This window comes from Paenibacillus endoradicis (assembly GCF_024721975.1).
The window spans coordinates 192,319-212,402 of the sequence record NZ_JANQBB010000008.1 but is presented as its reverse complement, the minus strand read 5'-3'; the positions used below and the strand labels follow the sequence as shown (position 1 = coordinate 212,402).

The following is a 20,084-nucleotide window of genomic DNA, read 5'->3' as shown; positions in this document are numbered from 1 at the left end:
GTATACAATGGAATATATACAAATTGCAGGATGCCGTAAACCAGTTTCAAGATTGATGAAGGGTACTGATTATTTTATCCATGACAGCTATGAGCTTGTTCAAAAAAATATGGATGCTTTTATTGCAATCGGTGGAAATTCTTTAGATACTGCACATGTGTATTGCGGTGGTCAAAGTGAAGAAGTTATTGGCAGATATATCGAGGAAAAAGGAAATCGGGAGCAATTAGTCATTTTAACAAAAGGTGCGCATCATGATCAAAATGGCCCCAGGTTGGCTAAAAAAGATATTGCATATGATCTTTCGACTAGCTTGGAGAGATTACGAACAAACTACATTGATCTCTATGCCCTCCACCGTGATGATCCAAATACACCTGTAGAGCATATTATTGATACATTAAATGAATATATAGAGGCCGGCACAGTGCAGGCTATTGGCACTTCGAATTGGACTTGGCAGCGCATACAAGAAGCCAATGACTATGCAAAACATGCGGGATTGACAGGCTTTACCTTTAATAGCCCTAATTTGAGTCTTGCTAAAACAAACGAGCCATTTTGGAAAGATTGTGTTTCCGCAGATGAAGAAACATGTAAATGGCATGAGGAAGTTCAATTGCCTTTACTTTCATGGTCTTCGCAAGCTAGAGGATTCTTTACAGGTTTATTCACACCAGAAAATCGAGAAAACGCTGATTTGGTCCGTGTATTTTATAGTGATGCTAATTGGGAGCGTCTAAGCAGAGCAAAACAGCTTGGAGAGCAAAAAGGTCTCACTGCTATACAAATTGCTCTTGCCTATGTAATGAATCAGCCATTTCCGACTTGTGCATTAATTGGAGCTCGCAGTGAAGCAGAGCTGTCGTCTTGCAACGAAGGAGCAGTAGTTAAATTGACCAAGACAGAAATGGACTGGCTTGATCTAACAGCTGATCAATTACGATAATTGAAGTAATAATCCTCAACAAAAGGCGATACAGGAATATTTCCCTGTATCGCCTTTTTTTCATACTTCGTAATGTGTGGTAATAACTTATCGATAGAAAAATCACACCTATAGCCAAACAGTAGATGTTCCTAGACAAATACTATATTATTACTGTCTATTTCAAGTATAATTTAACGAGATGATTAACTATCTAAACAAATATAGAGGAGTAACTTCACATCATGTTCAAACGACTCACTGCACTATTTTCTATTCCTTCTTATGCCCTACTTTTTCTATGTATGTAATTGCAGGGAATGGCTATTTCACTCAGCACACCCTTTCTATCAATTTATTTCACAGAACAGCTTGGAGTATCTGTCGGAATGTTCGGTATTTATCTAGCCGTCACGTTAATTGCAGGAATATGGATCAGTACGCTAATCGGGAGACGCTCTGATCTGGGCTTAAATCGAAAAAGCATTTACCTCGTTGCCACGCTTTGTAATGCTCTAGCTTTTAGCGGATATTTGCTCTTTAACGACTTTACAATCTTATTCATCTACATGATCGTGTTCACCGCCCTCGGTGCACCAGGTATGCCTCAATTGTTCGCAATCTCAAGAGAAGCGGTGAATAATAGCAATTCTACTGATCATGCGTTTGCTAATTCTACCTTGCGAGCTGCTTTTTCTCTCGGCTTTATTACAGGCCCATTAATCGGTACATTGCTAATCGCTGCTGTTGGGTTTAAGGGGATTTTCTCGGGTACGATCGGAGTTTTCCTGCTTGTTGCCTTACTTGTTTTCTTATTTCTCAAAACAAATACAGAACTGAAAATCAGTAATGCTAAAGTAAAAAGTTTCAGGCTCAGTCAAAACCGTAGTATTCTGCTTCCTTTTCTAATTCTGATATTCATGTATACAGCTCACTGGACGAGCACCCTCAATACTGCCCTATTTATTACAAACAATCTAGAGGGAACGACTAGCGATGTCGGTCTAGTCAGTAGTATTTGTGCTGCTTTAGAAATTCCTTTTATGATTATGCTTGGTCTACTCAGTGCAAAGTATAGTAGCCGTATCTTGATGATGTGTGGGGCTTTTCTAGGAGCAGCTTACTATCTCGTAGTCATTTTTTCAGGAGCAATGTGGCAGATGCTTGCAGCCCAAATTTTGCTCGCAGTCTTTGTTGCCGTTATCTCAGCGATTGGCATTAGTTACATCCAGGATCTCCTTCCAAACATGCCTGGATATGCATCCACCCTCTACTCTAATTCATCTACGATCGGCAGACTGATCGGTAGTCTTGTTGGCGGAGGATTAGCCACTATCGTAGGTTACCGGTATTCATTTGTGCTCTGTTTTATACTTATCATTATTTCGGTTATTATGCTTGTAGTAAGCGGACGTCAATCTGTAAATGAACCACGTCAATTATCCGTTTAATCTGCTTTTATTGGCTCATTATTAATCTTCTAGCCCATTCTCTTCTAATGTGATGAGAATGGGCTTTTGAATTTTTTTTCAATTAGTTGAGAGACAAGACTCATTTATTACTTTTACTCGATTTACATTCCTAAGCTTCTTTCAGTTTACTACCCATAATGACTGAATCCTTAGGCAATAACAGGGCAAAGATCCCTAATAGAGGTAAGTATGCACTTAGTTGAATAATTATTGATACGCCATAGGAATCCATTAGCCATCCCATGAAAACAGAACCTAAACCCGCTAAACCAAAAGATAATCCAAAAAACAATCCAGCTACTGTACCGACGTGACCTGGCAATAGCTCTTGAGCGTATACGATAATAACTGAGAAGCCAGACATTAAAATTAATCCAATGAAGACACATAATATCATGGCAATAATAGGTTCTACATATGGAAGTAATATAGAAAATGGTGCAGTTCCAAGAATTGAGAACCAAATAATTTTCTGACGTCCAAAGCGATCAGCCAATGGTCCTCCAATAAATGTTCCTACCATACCTGCAAATTGCAGAGCGAACAAACACATCTGCGCTCGAGATAACGGTAATTCATACTTATCCATAAAGTAGAAAGAGTAATACCCCGTCATACTTGCTAAATATACGAATTTAGAGAACAGCATCAAAATAAGAATAAGCATGACATAACCAATAAAAGATTTGCTGAACGCTTGACGAGGCGCTTCTGCTGGAAGTGAATGCTTACTAATAGCAACCTCCTTCACCTTCTTACCATACCATCGTCCAATAATTGATTGCACTATAATTCCGATGATCGCCAATATTGTAAACCATAGAAAACTTGATTGGCCAAGTGGTACAATCATTACTACAATAATTACTGGTGCCAATGCTTGCCCAAAGTTTCCTCCTACCTGAAAGATAGACTGCGCTAGCCCTTTTCCTTTACCCGCTGCCAAATGGGCAACTCGTGAGGATTCTGGATGAAGAACCGAGGAACCGATACCAATAAGGGCTGAGGCTAGCAGTAGGACACCAAGGGATGGCGCATAAGCTAAACCAATCATACCCAACAGAGTGAAGACCATCCCTAATGGTAATAACATCGGCATAGGTTTACGGTCTGTACAATAACCAATTAGCGGTTGTAGAATAGAAGCTGTAACATTAAGCGTGAAAGCAATCCATCCTACCTGTGTGAAGGAAAGATTCAAATTTTGCTGAAAAATCGGAAATGCTGCAGGCACGACAGATTGCATAGCATCGTTCAACAAATGCGCAAAACTTACGCCAAACAGGACGTTCATTGCCGTTTTCGTTGTTTTTGTCATAGAATGAGATCCTCCCCTTGTCTTATAATAAAAATAATTGTATCGAAAGAAGGTAGAGGATGTCGCCGTCAATATTGCGATAAAAACGCAATTTTTGCTATATATTAGAGAGGTGATTGATTTATGCATATGAAAATAATTTTTCCACAGCTGGAACTGCACAGCATAGAGAGCAACTTCACCAATGATCCTCATGTTCATCCGGCACATTATCAAATGACAATTCCACTACGTGGACATTGCCAATTCACTCATAAAAGCAAGGAAAGGAAACTAATTGCTGGCGAAGGACTGTTACTCCCTCCCCAAAATCAGCATAATTTCCATCAAGGAGCTGAGGATGGCATTATTATTTTTCAAATCAATGATGATAGCCTATATCCTGCTGATGCATCCTCTTTTCCTGAGCCAAAGTATAAATACGAGTTTAATCCAACTGAAGTGTCCGGATTCCTTCATCAATGGAGTTCCTCGTTCTTTCTTTTTGGAGATTCAGAACGTTTAGCCTTAGAAGAAAAAGAATTGCAAGCACTCCATTATGTACATGGCTTAATTTGGGGATTGGAATCTAGCTACACCAAACAGCTTCGCACGCAACACTACCAAGATAACCGATATATTAGTAGGGTGCTTGAATACATTCATGCTCATTACTCTGAATCTATTCGTATCGAGCAATTATCAGCCATTGCATTACAAAGCCGTTATCACTTTATTAGATGCTTTAAGAGCAATACTGGCTTGACACCCTATCAATATGTGCTTAAACTTCGGATCGAGAAGGCACAACAGCAACTTAGACAAACACAAAAATCTGTGATGTCGATTAGTATAGAATTAGGGTTCTCTAGTCCAAGCCAATTTTATCGCTCGTTCATTAAAAATGTTGGCATTACTCCCGAGCAATATCGCTCATCCACGACAATCTAAAATAGCATAAGACTATAAAAATTCTATACAATCTGAACAATACGAAACTAGCTAATGTGTGAAACTTATCCTTTCTTATCCACTCAATAGAGCGCCCTGCAGACTATATAGTCTGCAGGGCGCTCTATTTGTTTCAGTACTAATTGGATATTACAGAGACTTCATTAACAATCGATACAGGATGACTGCCGCTTGAGCCCGAGTAGCCGTACCCTCAGGATCGAATTTGTCGTTGCCGACGCCATTGATGATACCAGCTTTATGCATCGCTGTTACCGCTTCTTTAGCGTAGCTTGCAAAGTCTTGCGCATCATTGAAGGTTACCGCCTCTTGCTCTACTTTCAGTGTAATTCCTACTTTCTGAATAGCGCGGTATGCCATTGCAGCCATCTCTTGACGAGTAATCTTATTACTGACACCGAACGAACCATCAGTCAGGCCGGATACGATACCAAGCTGCTGAGCTGAAGCAACCGACTTGTAATACCATTCACCTTGCTTGACATCCGAGAAGGTGCTTGTTGCGTTATCTTGGTTTAGGTCAATTGTAAGCATTAACATTTGGATGAACTCGGCTCTCGTTACCGAATTGCTTGGTGCGAACGAATCCTTTGTCATACCACTTACTATACCGCGTGCAGCAAGTCCATCAATACTGTCACTCGCCCATACGATGGCTTTCGTATCGCTGAATTTAACCGAATTGGCCATGGCAGCGTATTGGCTAAAGTGCTTCGCGTTGAATTCCACCACGCCAGTTTCTTTGTTATAACGGCTATTCTTGATGATTTCAAGAGTGCCATCATCCGACAAGTAGTAGATTACGATTTGATCTGGGCTCTCGCCAGGCTTTAGCGTGTAAGGCACCTCAACTTTCACCTGTTGACCTTGGCCGAAATCAGTAATCCTTTGACCATCAACAATTAGTTTAAAGTCATAAACCGTGTTAGAACCTACTAATACCCGTGCTACTTCGGACAGCGTGCTGTTGTCCACTGTAGCTATGCTCAATTCAACATTTGCTTTGTCTGCGGCGCCTTCGAACAACGATACAGGCAACTGTACAGACGCGAGTCCGAAAGAAATTTCAATGCGTTTAATGCCTGCTTCTTTAACTACATTCACTTGATCTGTCGGTATAGAAACTGTAACCTGCTTGGCATTCTCGGCACCAAGAACTACTAACTTCATGGTTCCAGCCTTCGCTTCAGACAGCGCCTTCTTCACATGCCCGGTGTTGACCAAAGCTATTGCATTACCGCTTGAATCTACTTCTACCTTTAATTCATCAAGTGTTTCTTCCGCCGGTGTTGTTGGAGATGTTGGCGTAGTAACAGGACCGGTGTTCACACTATTCGTTGTTGCTTGCGCTACAAAGGATAGTACGGATTCACCATTACCATTGACAGCTGCGACCTTGTAGTAATAAGTAGTCGACGCCGACAAGCCACTGTTATGGAACTTGGTTTCGGTAATCAACTGCTTATTAACTTTACTGTAATCACCGTCAGCAGAAGCTGAGCGATAGACGTTATATCCCGTTGCATTTTCTGAAGCTGTCCAGTTGATCTCAATCGCGCTGGTGCTCTTCGCTTGTGTAGAAACATTAGTTGGAGATGATGGCAGCGAAATCGGGTTCGTGCTTTCACTATTCGTTGTCGCTTGCACTACTGCGGATAGCTCTGATTCACCAGCATCATTGACAGCAGTGACCTTATAGTAATAAGTAGTCGACGCCGACAAATCACTATCTTGGAACTTGGTTTCTGTAATCAATTCCGTATTGACTTGACTGTAACTGCCCTCAGCAGAAGCGGAACGATAGACGTTATATCCCGTTGCGTCCTCCGAAGCTGTCCAGCCAATCTCAATATCGCTGTTGCTTTTCGCTAGCGCAGAGACATTAGTTGGTGCAGCAAGTGTAGTCTGCTTGAGGGTGAACGAATGGTGTATGGGAGCCGCGATCATATTGCCATTGGCGTCTCTCAGACGCATGATGTATATGTTACCAACTTCGCCGTTATCTATGGTGACATTGTTGAATGTCACTTCGACTGATTTGTTGTCCTCTGCCCACATGAGCGTGAAGTCGTCGGAGAAATCAAAGCCGATGCCGAAATCGCCCTTGTGCATAGGCTCGTCGAAAGTAATTTCCAGCGTATCGCCAGTATTCAGAACCTCCAAGTCATTCAAGCTGAAAGTGATTTCCGAACTGAAGTTGGTCGTTGTCACTGGAAGCAATGGACGAGTTCCGTCATCATTCTGGCTGTTGGGATAAGGCGGCCAGTCCGGCTGAGGACCTATCTTCTGTGCTACTGCCGATGCGTTCCAACTGACAGTTTCCTGATTGTTCGCCAACTTAGACTTATCAATGGAAATCTCAAACGTGCTTCCGGGCATAGCATCCATCTGCAGCTTTTTCAGTGTAACTACATTGAAAGTATTATTCAGTATTCGGTTATTCTCATTAGGGTTGGTCGTAACGCCGTAATTGAGAATCCAAGCTTGTTCTGTGTCCTCCTGGAAGGATTGCGTCAGCCTGTTGCCGTCCGCGTAGACTTCCACCAGATCCTTATTGATCTTGCTAGTAAAGCCATACATTACGGCCGCACCGTTATCATTTCTAGCGGTACCGTGGCGAAGTGCGGTTGCTAAGTCGATGCCTTGGAAGTATACAGTCTTGCTGTCCTTAGCAGTACCAACGGTCGTAATTTCGTAACGTCCAATTTTGACTTGCTTATCCGTCAGATTAAATACCGCTGTGCCGTTGACAACATCGGCTGTCCAGGTGTCCTCCGTCGGCTTATTATTAGTGTCCAGAATCGTTAGTTTAACCTTCGTGTCGTCAGAGTGAATCATGATTGTCGCGGGACTGCCTTCGGAGACAATCTCGTTTTCAGTCCACAATGTGTACTTGCCCGGGCGAGACCAACGGATGTAAGAACTATCGACGTCGTAAGGGGAAATCATCATGTCAGAGATTTTGTCATAGGTGCCTGTACCATAGCTCGGCGGGTTGCTGTTCGGGTAAAGATTCTTGACTTCCAGCGGCTTACCGTTGAATTCCTTGTCCATGACAGCAATCATGAACGGTACGTCTCGGTCCTGGATTGCGTGGGCGCCGTCGCGCACACGAACGGCAATATTGTCACTGCCTAGAAACTCATAGACTTCTTTTGCCGCACTCATCGCCATTACGGATGCCGGCGGAGTCGTCCAGTCGAAGTTATTATCTGCAGCAAATGCGATGAGCGGTCTCGGTGCCATCAGAGCCTCAACGGCATGCGCATCGAACGGCAAATAATCCATATCCGTCTGGAGGTGGAATCCAGACGCTGTTCCAAGACCCATCCAGAATGATTCGCCGGAGTACTGGATGCTGTTGAGGCCTTTCTGATTCCTGCGATAGATTTTGTCTATCGGTGAGTCGTAGTAGAACAGTTTGCCTTCGGCGGTGTAACGGAAGCTGGATACACCGGACTGTCCGCTGTCTACGGGCGCAGCTGCACCGACACGGTCGTCCATGGCCGCCGACATCAGAGCATATTTACCATTTATGGATACGCCTGTTGTAATGGACTTATACGGGTTCATATTCCACTGATTTATACCGCCGTTAGCTTCGGCGCTAATCTCCATTGCGTCAATGATACGGGAGACAGTCCACGCGGCCGTCATTATCGAACCAGTGTTGAAATCATGCTCGTAGGGGTTAAATGGGTATAAGTTATAGTAATTTCCGGTTCTACTTCCGCCCCAGTTAGAGACACTGATCACGGCGTAGCCGTTTTGAATCGCCATTGCCGTCTGGCCGAAACCAAAGGCGATGATGACCGGCCAACCGCCTTCAGGCGCAGTACCCGAAGGAACGGTAATACTGCCAAGGCTTCCGGTCACGGTTCTGTCGTTGTCTTTTATGGTCACATTGACTTGGTTAGTCTGGATGTTCACTGTGATGGCGCTCTTGGGCGTCGGGTACTTTATGCCATAGTAGTAGTACTGAATTAGGTCTTTGAGTTCTTCCCTGCGCTCCAACCAATCATCGTTGGTTTCTACTCGGCCGTTTGTGCCTGCGTCAGGATCTAGGAACTGAAACAGGTCGTTCAGGCCCGGTGACTTGGGCAAATCGGTAATATTCTGCGGGAAAATATCGCGGGGCGGTGTGGGTTGCAGTGCTGTCTTATCAACCTTTGCGTTGATAATCACATTCTTCTTATTAGTTTCTATCCCGATACTATCGATCTGGACACCGAGCGTACCAGTTCTGGTTATATCGATTAGCGCAAGCTCGTATACAGTGCCGCTTACCTTCGTCAAAGAACCCTTCTCAGCCGAGGAGGTTGCGTAGTTTGATACCGCGACAGGGGTTCCGTTGCTGAGAATGATGTCATCCTCCGATAGATTTGCTACAGCTGTGTTGAATGTCAACCTTATTGCTGTGCTGTCTCTCAAAAATGCTGTTCCACCAACGTTTGCCACGTTAAATGTGATCGGGATCCTGTGAATGTCAACGATCTTTTCCGAGTCGTCCACCCCTTCCTTGGTAATCTTGAGATTGACGGTGCCTTCTATGGTAACCCCGCTGATCGCAAGGTTGTATTGGGTGTCGTTCGACCCTTCCACCAAAGTCAAAGTTCCTTTAGTCGCACTGGCGGTATCGGCTGTGATGGTGATGTCGTTCTCCACCAATCCCGTTACTGGTTCTTCAAAGACCAGTGTAATTAAATTTGATGTAGTCTTATTCGCCTCACCGTTCGCCACTGCAGTATAATTAATACCTACGATATCATTATTATCAGGTATGTTCTCTTCAGCGAACACAAAATTCGTGTCAAATAAGGTAAGTGACATGATTGCAACTAGGAACATTGAAATAAAACGATTAGAAGATCTCATTGTTTAGTCTCCTTCAATTTTTATCTTTTTTTCCTCAATAAATCTTACCCCATTACCACCATTTTGAAATACACTTACTCATCCGTAAGTATTGTAGTGGCGGTAACGAGACCCGTTACTTTTGTGTTCAGGCTTGTTCTATTTCTTCTGTCACGATCACCTCCCTTTATATCCTTTTACTTAATGCGATTGGTTACTGGACCATGTCCCGTGTTTGGTAAAAGTGACATTCTCGCATAATAAGTTGATACCCCATTTCTTGCGATTACGTGTACTCATATACCAAATGACTCCTGTGTATTGAAAATGTATTTTCTTGTACCGTTAGTAACCGCTTACATAATAATTAATAATAAACCACTTGTGCTTTGCAAACTTCACATTCACTTTATTGATGATGACGCCTTTGATTCCAAAGGATAATGCCATCTTCTTCAGCAGAGAAGACACCGGTTAAATATTTATGAAAACTCTGGTTGTTGACCGAGCGATAGTGAAGTCAAGCTTGAGATTTCAACAATTTATTGCGGAAGATTATTGATTGCATACAAAATACATATCTGTGAACACGCTTTCATTACTATTATAGTTGTTCATATGGCAACATTCTTCGTGAATTTTGCTTTATCTTTCTCAAATACTGTGATTTCCTCCCAAATTAGCTTTACGCAAAGCACGTACAGGAACAAAAAATATAGCTGTAAATCTAGTAAATAAATATTACTTCGATATTAGAAAATATTAGTAGTGTCCTTTCCAAGAAGGTTGTTATATAGCTGGAGCCAAGACTAGTGAACTGAAATACAGACACGGGTATGATCTAGCCTCTACCTCGGGTCTATTAGGCATGCAAATGCAAGGTCAGTGACCATATTTATAGTTAATCAGAAGAGAATTATGAAGTTAATAAAGTAGAGATAAGCTAAAAAAGTACAAAACTAACAAAGGCTAATTCTCATTCAATTCGAATGGAATTAGCCTTTGTTGGTTTTGTAGCACGTTCATGAAATCCAAATCGTAAGATTTTCAGAGCCCTTGCTACACAAGGGCTCCCAGTAACTACCTACATTTTCTCCAACCACGTAACCACTTCAACATGCCCCGTATGCGGGATAACCCCCCATTATTATAGCTTCTGTTATAGTACTAAGAAGCCTTACAGAATAAGAGAGCTTGTCCATTCATTGTTTTCTGTTAATCTCTCTTGATGTTAATTCACATCGGTTTTCACATCAAATTCACATCATTTCAATATCAAAACACCTAGGGTGCGTTTTAATATTAAATATCGTCGGTAATAAGAACGGTTAATTACTTAATTCATTTAAAACTGGTCAGTCATTCCAACCATGTAATCCGTCTGCAAGTCTATGAAATAAATTATTATAGCTATAAACCTTTGAATCCTCATGGTTATCAAGAATATCGTACACTTCCATCATTAAACTCTTTCCTCCAATAGAGCCTATGACATCTATCTTCGCTTTAATAATATTCCTCCAATAATCAACTGCGTTCATTCTTAAATCATACTCATTATACATTTGACCTATTTTTTTCATTCCCTCTAGTAATTGATCTGCTTTCTCTAAAGTATCTAGAATAAATACTTTACTCTCAGGGCCTTTACCAGGTTTTCTAGCTTCTGCTCTTCTGCATTCCTGCATCGGTTCAATTAGAGAATTTACTAGTTTAACCGCTAAAGTTTCATTTTTCATTATAATCACCGTATCCTTATTCTTATTTTTTCATCATAAATCACTAACACTCACATATATACTCATTGTATTTTTTAAGATTGTCCATTGTTTGTGATTCAAGGAACTTGATTTTGAATCTATCATCGATAACCCTTATGTAATGATCTTGATCTAACAACGTATCTCTATGTTCATAGATTTCTGCTAACATGTCTGGATTATCCCATAGGTTTTTATATAATGAGTTCCAATTATTAATTCCAGACATAATTTTATTAGTAAAAAAATTAAATTGTCTCCATGCTAGTTCGATATCTCTATGAGTGTAACTAATGGGATTTTCCACAAATACTTTTGAAAGTTCATAAAGAGAATCATATGAAGTTTCAATTTCCACTAGAGATTTTGCCATACTATGTAAATAAACTCCTGATTTCTTTCTTATATTCTCCTTAGCTTCTTTTTTTTGAAAAAACACAAAATCATTCATTTTTTTAGTTAAGTTAAATATTCCATAGCTCAATACACCTGTGACAATAACGCCAAGCAATGTTATGTAATCGTAAATGCTTACCTTCTTCTCAAAAGTAAATCCCATTCCTTCAAAAAACAATCTAGACAGAACTATTAATACCATAATCGCTATAGCAATTATTCCGATTAACACTGTATATGAAAAAATTATTTCTGTTGCCCTTTTACGTTTATTCAAGTTGTCTTCCACATGATGCACCCCATTTTTTCATATTAAGTAAGTTAATTCTTCTCTTTTCCTTCTTATTTTACATTTGTATAACTACCAATCAAAGTAATTATAATAAAAATAAATGAGGTGTACTACGTTGAATCACAAAAAATCAAGAGTAAATTTCAAGTAATTTTCATCCCCACTGAAGGGGATATTGTAGAGAAGATAATTGACATGATAGAAACGAACATCAGTTTAGCGTTAGCAAAGCATGGTGTAACCCTTAAAATGGGCATTAGAGAATATTTGCGTAAACACGTCAAGGAGTGAAGTCTCTGCTCCAATTAAATAACCATTACACTCTATCACTCACGTACAATAAACCCTAATTTATAGGTGTAGTTAATAACATTACATCATCCCGCCCATGCTTTGGGGCGGTTTTTTGTTGCCGTTAAATAGTAGCTTGTCCGCTATTAATGCATTTGTTGTACTATATTTCCTTTGTTTATTGTGTCGTAAAAATGCTTATGTGAGTGATGTGAGTTAGGGTCAGTACTGATGCAAATATGGTCAAAATATGGTCTGGTAACTTTCTTTGATATTAAATTCACGTCGTCCATGCATTAGGGATTAAAGGGATGTTTCTTTAACTTAATAAAAATCACATAATTTTTAGTTTTTCTAATCTTTAATTACGTGAAATATTTGACTGTAAAATAGAAAGCGTAGGTGATATTAGTAATTTCATAATTATCAAACCATCATATCTTCGAGAATTTTTATTTCGGGAAGTTCTTCATCGTACTCCTCACCAATAGTTTCTGAAAAGGTATTTTCAAATATTTGTATACTCTTCATAGTGATATCTAACTGTTCTTTGACAGTCATACTAATTTGTCCTGTTGGTGTATTTATTATTGTAGAATCGTTTAGAACTCCTATATGTTCAAAAAATTTATATATTGACTTACAATATAGTGTTGAAAGAAAGAAAATATCATAATATTTTATCTTACTTCTCTCTCCTGACCTATATCGATGTCCGACTCCATTATTTTCTGAATTTTCTATAAAATAACTTGAGATTTCACTAGGATCAAGATGAGCCTCCGCAGAATACTTTCCATACAATTTTTTAGAATTTGGTATTAGTTCATTTAAAATTTTTATTTGACCAGTAACCTTCGTCTTATTAATTTCATCAATATCTTTTCCAATAATTGAATGTGACCACGCAATCTGTTCATATATTAATCGAAAAACTGGAGAACTTTCAATGTAATATCCATATCTCAATAATACTACACTACTTTCAAATGAAGCTCTTAATCTTCCCATAGAATTAAAATAAACAAGAATATACGGTTCATTTTGTTTTTCTATTTTCTCTTTCAATGTGTTAATTACCTGAATAATTAGACCGACTACTCCATCAATACAATAATCTCTTCTTGTGTGTTCATCATTAGAAAAATCAATATCTAATATTTCATCTAGATAATCTGTTACATTTTCATAATTATAATCATTTTTCTTGTAAGCTAAAAGAGCCAAATGAATTTGTCTCTTCAATTGCGGCGATGCATTCGTTGCCAAAGAATACTGAATATCAAATAGTGAATAAGGTATTAACTTATAAATTTCTTCACCAACCATAATCTCCACTCCTTTATTTTGAATACTCTTATATGAAGAACTTAAGACATACGATAAGTTCCATCATTAGCTCGAAACTATTGCTATCTCTTATTCACCAAACTCATTAGCACTCACGTCGGGTTCAATCTAACTTAGTTCCTTTTTCATACTTATATTCATAGGAATTGAGCTACTTATTACATTCCGGTATAAACACCTTACTTCCCTATGTTGTAATCTCATTCCTGCTCTGAACGTCATAAAAAGAACCTCAAAACACTCCTAGAAGCGATGAGGTTCTATCTGCTCATGGATTGTAACTTAGTAGTCTCTACCTTTTATCAGGGTTAGTTCTGATATAAATATGCTCATAAATCAACATGTAGCATCGAACACTGTATCTTTCGTAAAGATGATTTTTCTATTCCCTTTGAAATTGATTATAAAATTATCAAGACTCCCTTTTATTTGGTCAATATCATTAATATCTATTATCGTAAGATAAGCCCGATCTTTCATTTTATAAAACAATTTACGAAGCATGTTGGGAATTGAACTATGAACAATTGCTAATTTATTATTTCCAGGGAATTTATATGGCCAATTATCACTAGCATAGTCATGTTTATACTCATCATTCACTAATTTATTTGACATGACATAACAAAGTCCGAATGCAGAACTATAAGACCATAGCAGATTATTAGTAAGCATTGGATCTGCTGCATCGACGTGATCAAAATCAAAGCACATAAAATCCTGTATGAATTTTTGTTTATCTTTCTTGTATTCGTCCGATATTATTTTATCAACTTGTTTCTATATCCTATTTTCAATCCTAACATTCTTGCTACTGTATATAATTAAATCCATCATTCGCTCATCGGATATACCTTATCTTTTCCTAGCTAGATCTTTATAGTATCTTTCTTTTTCATTAGTCAAAAAATAATATTGCTTATCTACAACTATATGCATCAGCTTTCTCCTTTAATATTTTCTAAATTGTTCAGTATCTTATTGTTATATTTTTTTAAATGTATAAGGTGATCCTATTATCTGCTGTACTAATTACTAAATACTGTTGCTTGCCTCTCAACTGATTATCGAGTTCATGTACTAGGAATGGAAGATCATTAAATTCAATCCAGTAGAGACTGTGCAAAAGCCTAGAGTGGTTTATAAAGAGGTAATGCCTTATGACCAGGATGAAGTTCAACAGCTACTAGCAGCGTTACAAAAAGAACCTTATCACTGGAGAATGATGATTACTATTGCTCTAACTACTGGAATGCGTAGAGGGGAACTACTCGGCTTAGAGTGGAAATATATTGATTGGAAGAATGGAACTATAGATGTGCGTCAATCACTTGTACATGCATTGAAAGGTGAAGTAACTGTTAAAGAGCCGAAAACTAAAAAGTCTAGTCGCTTGATCTCGTTACCACCGTCTGTGCTTGAAGAGCTGCGTGACTACTATCTGTATCGAATGAAAGAGCGTGACAAGATGGGTGATGCTTACAACGGAAAAGATAATAGCGGTCACGAGTGGAAGTTCGTATTCTCACATGCAGACGGTTCTCCATTCCATCATGAGCGCCCTTATCAGTGGTTTAGAAAGTTCCGGAAAAGTGTTGGGTTGCGTCCTATTAGATTTCATGATCTACGACATACATCAGCTACGTTACTGATCAATCAAGGTGTACACGCTAAGATCATATCTGAACGTCTTGATCATGGTGATATAACTACAACGATGAATATATATGGACATGCTCTAAGATCAGCCGATCAAGCAGCTGCAGATAAGTTTGAAGTGCTATTCTTGAATAATACAGACACAAAAAAACAAGATGCCGGGAGTTAATATCCTGCATCTTGTTTTGCTTTTTATATGTCGAATGATGTTAATTCCGCACCAGTTATAAGGTATTTTCACATCAAATTCACATCAACGTGCTATTTCCGCTTCTGTATCACAGATGTTTAACATGCTGTATCAGTAACCGTAACACTTTGATACATAAGGGATTTCAACTTTCTGTACTACACTCTCTCCAACCACGTAACCACTTCAACATGCCCCGTATGTGGGAACATGTCCACTGGTGTTACTTCTACCGTTCTATAGCCACCATCTTCGAGCAAGCGAAGATCTCTCGCTAGCGTGGATGGATTACAGCTTACATAAACTACTCTCTCAGGTCGAATCGCTAGAATAGTATCTAGTAGCTCTGGATCACAGCCCTTACGAGGTGGATCGACTACGATAACATCTGCTTTCATCCCTTTTTTCTTCCATCTAGGAATAACGATCTCAGCAGGTCCCGCTTCAAAAGTAGTATTTTCTAATCCGTTCAGCTTCGCATTACGCTTCGCATCTTCGATCGCTTCAGGCACGATTTCTACACCATACACATGACCAGCGTTACGAGCTAAGAACAAGGAGATTGTACCAATCCCACAATACGCATCGATCACTTGCTCTTTACCTGTTAACCCTGCATATTCGACTGCTTTACGATATAGAGAAATTGTCTGCTCAGGATTCACTTGATAGAATGATCTAGCCGAGATTGCAAAACGAATGCCATCTAGTTCATCATAAATCACTTCGCTACCCCAGATCACTTTCGTTGTTTCACCGAAGATCGCATTCGTAACTTTATCATTCACATTGTGCACAATACTCTTCACATTCGGAATACGTTTGCGAATCATTTCAATCCACTCAGGTTGACGTGCAATGCGAGTTGTATTCGTAATAAGTACAACCATTACTTCACCAGTAACTACGCCGATACGAGTTACAACATGTCGCAATATCCCCGTTCCCGTCTCTTCATCATACGGCAACACTCGCAATTCACGAGCAATTTCCTTCACTTGATGAATGACTTCATCATTGCGTTCCTTCTGGATCATGCAATCTTTCATATCTACGATACGATGACTACCTTTCGCATAGAAACCGCCTACTAGCTCTTCACTACTTTCGCCTCTACCAATTGGCACAGCCGCCTTATTACGATAACGCCAAGGATTTTCCATACCTACTGTTGGATGTACAATCACTTGATGTTCTGTAGACGTTGCATCACCTTCAGCACTTACTTGTTGTTCACCCGCTACTTGTAGCTTACCAATACGAGTTAAACTATCGATAACATGCTGACGTTTCCATACTAACTGACCTTCATAATCAAAATGCTGTAACTGACAACCACCGCATTCTTTATAGATTGGACAAGGTGGCTCTACACGTTGCTCACTTACATTTTTGAATTCCGTAACTTTCGCATAGCCGTACTGCTTTTTGGACTTCAAGATTTTCGCTTCAACTTGCTCACCTGGCAATGTGTTAGGGATGAACAATGTATAGCCCGCACTTGTACGTCCTACACCTTCACCATCATGCGTTAATCCAATAATATCTGCTTGTACCGTTTCATTCTTCTCATGCAACGTTGACAAGTTCTTTTTATTAGGTCCGCGACGAGTATTACTATTTTTCGTACTTTCTGCAACTTTTGTCACCGATGCAGAAGCTACTTTAACGTTACCTTTAGCAGCTACTGGACGATTTGGCTTACCACTTTGTGTAGATGTAGATAAGCTATTACGCTCAGTATAGTTGCTGCCTTGTGCTTTACCACGAGAGCCTGTACGGTTCGCCGACTTACCACCTTTTGCCTTCGCAGATGGCTTCGCACGATTAGAATACTCACCATCGCGCTCGCTAGAACGCTCACCATACTTACTTCCTTGTGCGCTTGTGCCATTCACTCCGCCACGCTCAGCATATTTGCTTCCGCGTGCACTTATGCCTGCTGTCTGTGAACGATTCGTATACTCACTACCTTGTTCAGCCATTCTGCTCTTACGCGCTGCACTACCGTTCACACCAGCACGCTCTGCATACCTACTACCTCTTACAGCAGGTTGCTCTCCAGACTTACCTTCACGCGTACTCTCACTAGTACGTGATCCAGATCGATCAGAAGATTTACCTGCCTTATTAAATTGTGGTTTTCTATTGCTAAACTTGTTCCCCATAGTCTTCTTTGATTTCATCATTACGCTCCGCTCTAATTATGACTACCTTTTACACTACCTGTAGCACTTCGTTCTCAAATTCTGCTATTTGAACTTTTTCTTACAATGCAGCATTTCATTATCAAAGTCTACTTTTGGAACTTCCTCTTTCAATGTAGCTTCAAAATGCGGGCTTTCATATTCGACGCCGACTTTGCTACGTTAGCCAGTCATCATCAAAGTCCACTTTTTGAACTACCTCTTAACTATATGTCGATACCCCAGTCTCATCCTTGAAAATCTCAATATGAGACGGCAATATTTCAAATGTTCCTGGCAATGTTCCGCCGTATTCCCCATCTAAGTTCAATTGTACCTTATCTGGTGATGTAACTGTTAGGCGGTTTGTCCGAAAATGCTCAACATGTGGATCGCCAAAATGCTCACCACGCAATGCTAGTGATACTAAGCGAATAAACTCTGCTAGATTACATTTACGAATGAGCAATACATCGAATAAACCATCATCTAGCTTAGAATCAGGTGCTAATCGCTCAAATCCACCAACTGAATTACTATTACATATTAGGAACAGCATGAATTCGCCAGTGAATGTACCTACATCTTCAGCTTCAAAAGTTAGCTCTGTCGGACGCAGATGTACCATCTTCTCCATGCCCTTCAAATAATACGCTAACTGTCCAATCATCGTTTTCAGCTTAATCGGTACATCATAGGAAAGCTCGGTTAAGAAACCTCCACCTGCTATATTAATAAAATAGCGTTCATTCGCTTTACCTACATCAATAGGAACAGAGTATTGATTAATAATAAGCTCACATGCATATTCCCAATGCTTCGGTATACCCATTGCGCGAGCAAAGTCATTCGTTGTACCAACAGGCACTATTCCAAGCGGCAATCGATTAACCTTACCCGCTAATCCATTTATGACTTCATATAGCGTACCATCGCCACCAGCTGCAATGATGAGATCATAACCACCACGCTCTAATAAACGCTCTACTTCTAATGTCGCATCGCCTTCACCTGTCGTTGCATGACAAGTAACCTCGATACCACCTTCATCGAGTTTTTGTAAGATATCTGGTAATCTGCGACGCATCTCTTCTCGTCCAGATGTAGGATTGTAGATTAATCTCGCTCTCTTCATCGCAACTTCACTCCTCACACGTTACACATGCTAATAAACCTTCTACATAATAATTTTGCCATCTCTGGATGTGGCAATAGTGTTTCACCTGTATATACATAGTCTAGCCCAGATAGACGTGAAGGAATCATGGTTCGTGTGAAATATCCAGGACTAATAAAAATAGGTAATACAATGACTGATTTCACTTGAGGCATAGCCAGCATTTGTTCTAAATGCGCTCTGGACTGCTCTGGCAATAATGGTGCATAGTCTATTGTTGCAAACTCAAATTCCATGCTAAGTTGATCCATTAGTTTCTTCATACCAGTATCCCAAAGCCGATAGAAGTATTCATAGCTACTACCATGTCCTAATAGTAATACTCCCTCATGACTTGAATCATGACTCATACTTTGCAAATGTTGCTGCAATATAGTGATGACTTCTGGATCATCGACGATTGGTTCATGAAACTGTACATATGCTTGTACTATAAAAGGCTCCAAATCTCCGATAAAATCTGACACTGGTTCAAAGCCAAAAGCTTGCTTAATTTCATCTATATGTGAACTACCATATGAAACAAATAAAGGCATTACATGTATATGCGTAACACCTTCTTGTTCTAATGCAGTTATCCCATCTTGTATAAGCTTTCCTTCTACCAATTCTAAATAAGATGCATATATTGGAATAGACGCACTTTCATTGCCTGCCTCTACATGTTGTTGCATATTTGTCATGCTATGGTCTTCACTTATCTGATACTGCTTGAATAGCACTGTTGCCTCACTAACGAGTTCTTCCACTTGCTTTACCCAAGACGCTTCACGCGAACCATGACTTATAACTAAAATGCCCTGTTTCATAGGTATTCACCTATTTCTCTAAACGATCTAGTGCTAATTTATAACCATCGTTACCATAGTTTAAGCAACGCTTAACTCGAGAAATGGTTGCCGTACTGGCACCAGTCTCAGACTCAATCTGGTTATATGTATTTCCATTACCAAGCATACGAGCTACTTCTAGTCGTTGAGATAACGATTGAATTTCATTCACTGTACAAAGATCCTCGAAGAAAATATAGCATTCTTCTACATCTTTCAATGTTAGAATCGCTTCAAATAATTGATCTATTGATTTATCGTTCAATTTTTTTAATTGCAAATGGATCTCTCCTTATTTTTCAATACTGTTCGATATACAACTCAGAGAATATACATATATCGAAAGCATAGAATTACAGTCTATTTCTACTATTGTAGCTTGTTTGTTCTAATAGTTCAAACAGTACCGTATTCACGCGTTAAAGAATAG

The 20,084-nt window shown here is 39.7% G+C and carries 14 protein-coding genes; 4 read left to right on the top strand and 10 right to left on the bottom strand.

What is annotated here, in order from left to right; all coding sequences use genetic code 11:
- Window positions 1–7: 7 nt before the first annotated feature.
- Window positions 8–949, top strand: coding sequence for an aldo/keto reductase (locus NV377_RS22870; RefSeq protein ID WP_258203132.1), 942 nt, complete (start codon window positions 8–10; stop codon window positions 947–949).
- A gap of 299 nt (window positions 950–1,248) precedes the next feature.
- Entirely contained in the window at window positions 1,249–2,379 is a 1,131-nt protein-coding gene (locus NV377_RS22865; protein ID WP_258203131.1) for a sugar efflux transporter, read from the top strand.
- Between the two features lie 130 nt (window positions 2,380–2,509).
- On the opposite strand, the gene NV377_RS22860 is transcribed toward NV377_RS22865, so the two are convergent.
- On the bottom strand, window positions 2,510–3,718 hold the full coding sequence (locus NV377_RS22860; protein WP_258203130.1) for an MFS transporter: 1,209 nt from the start codon (window positions 3,716–3,718) through the stop codon (window positions 2,510–2,512).
- A 123-nt stretch (window positions 3,719–3,841) separates the two neighbouring features.
- On the opposite strand from NV377_RS22860, the gene NV377_RS22855 reads away from it, so the two are divergent.
- Window positions 3,842–4,648, top strand: a complete 807-nt coding sequence (locus tag NV377_RS22855; RefSeq protein WP_258203129.1) for a helix-turn-helix domain-containing protein — start codon at window positions 3,842–3,844, stop codon at window positions 4,646–4,648.
- A 150-nt stretch (window positions 4,649–4,798) separates the two neighbouring features.
- Here NV377_RS22855 and NV377_RS22850 read toward each other — a convergent pair whose 3' ends face one another.
- The 5 genes from NV377_RS22850 to NV377_RS22830 all read right to left on the bottom strand — a co-directional run bounded on the left by NV377_RS22850 (window position 4,799) and on the right by NV377_RS22830 (window position 14,326).
- On the bottom strand, window positions 4,799–9,544 hold the full coding sequence (locus tag NV377_RS22850; RefSeq protein WP_258203128.1) for an S-layer homology domain-containing protein: 4,746 nt from the start codon (window positions 9,542–9,544) through the stop codon (window positions 4,799–4,801).
- Between the two features lie 1,334 nt (window positions 9,545–10,878).
- Window positions 10,879–11,262, bottom strand: coding sequence for a hypothetical protein (locus NV377_RS22845; protein ID WP_258203127.1), 384 nt, complete (start codon window positions 11,260–11,262; stop codon window positions 10,879–10,881).
- A gap of 43 nt (window positions 11,263–11,305) precedes the next feature.
- Window positions 11,306–11,956: a hypothetical protein gene (locus tag NV377_RS22840; RefSeq protein ID WP_258203126.1), complete on the bottom strand. Its 651-nt coding sequence runs from the start codon at window positions 11,954–11,956 to the stop codon at window positions 11,306–11,308.
- Between the two features lie 732 nt (window positions 11,957–12,688).
- Window positions 12,689–13,591, bottom strand: coding sequence for a hypothetical protein (locus NV377_RS22835; protein WP_258203125.1), 903 nt, complete (start codon window positions 13,589–13,591; stop codon window positions 12,689–12,691).
- A gap of 357 nt (window positions 13,592–13,948) precedes the next feature.
- A complete protein-coding gene (locus NV377_RS22830; protein WP_258203124.1) occupies window positions 13,949–14,326 on the bottom strand; it encodes a hypothetical protein in 378 nt (125 codons plus the stop codon).
- 439 nt (window positions 14,327–14,765) lie between these two features.
- Between NV377_RS22830 and NV377_RS22825 the strand changes: the two genes are divergently transcribed.
- The gene (locus tag NV377_RS22825) at window positions 14,766–15,440 is read left to right on the top strand and encodes a site-specific integrase (protein ID WP_258203123.1); all 675 of its coding nucleotides are present in this window, start codon (window positions 14,766–14,768) and stop codon (window positions 15,438–15,440) included.
- 179 nt (window positions 15,441–15,619) lie between these two features.
- Here NV377_RS22825 and rlmD read toward each other — a convergent pair whose 3' ends face one another.
- From rlmD to NV377_RS22805, 4 genes are all read right to left on the bottom strand, one after another.
- Complete coding sequence (rlmD, locus tag NV377_RS22820) at window positions 15,620–17,047, bottom strand: 23S rRNA (uracil(1939)-C(5))-methyltransferase RlmD (RefSeq protein ID WP_258203190.1); 1,428 nt, start codon at window positions 17,045–17,047, stop codon at window positions 15,620–15,622.
- A gap of 823 nt (window positions 17,048–17,870) precedes the next feature.
- Complete coding sequence (locus NV377_RS22815) at window positions 17,871–18,782, bottom strand: diacylglycerol kinase (protein ID WP_258203122.1); 912 nt, start codon at window positions 18,780–18,782, stop codon at window positions 17,871–17,873.
- A 14-nt stretch (window positions 18,783–18,796) separates the two neighbouring features.
- Entirely contained in the window at window positions 18,797–19,633 is an 837-nt protein-coding gene (locus NV377_RS22810) for a sirohydrochlorin chelatase (RefSeq protein ID WP_258203121.1), read from the bottom strand.
- 10 nt (window positions 19,634–19,643) lie between these two features.
- Window positions 19,644–19,934 carry a YerC/YecD family TrpR-related protein gene (locus NV377_RS22805; protein WP_258203120.1) on the bottom strand — a complete coding sequence of 97 codons (291 nt, stop codon included), beginning with the start codon at window positions 19,932–19,934 and terminating at the stop codon, window positions 19,644–19,646.
- Between the last annotated feature and the right edge of the window lie 150 nt (window positions 19,935–20,084).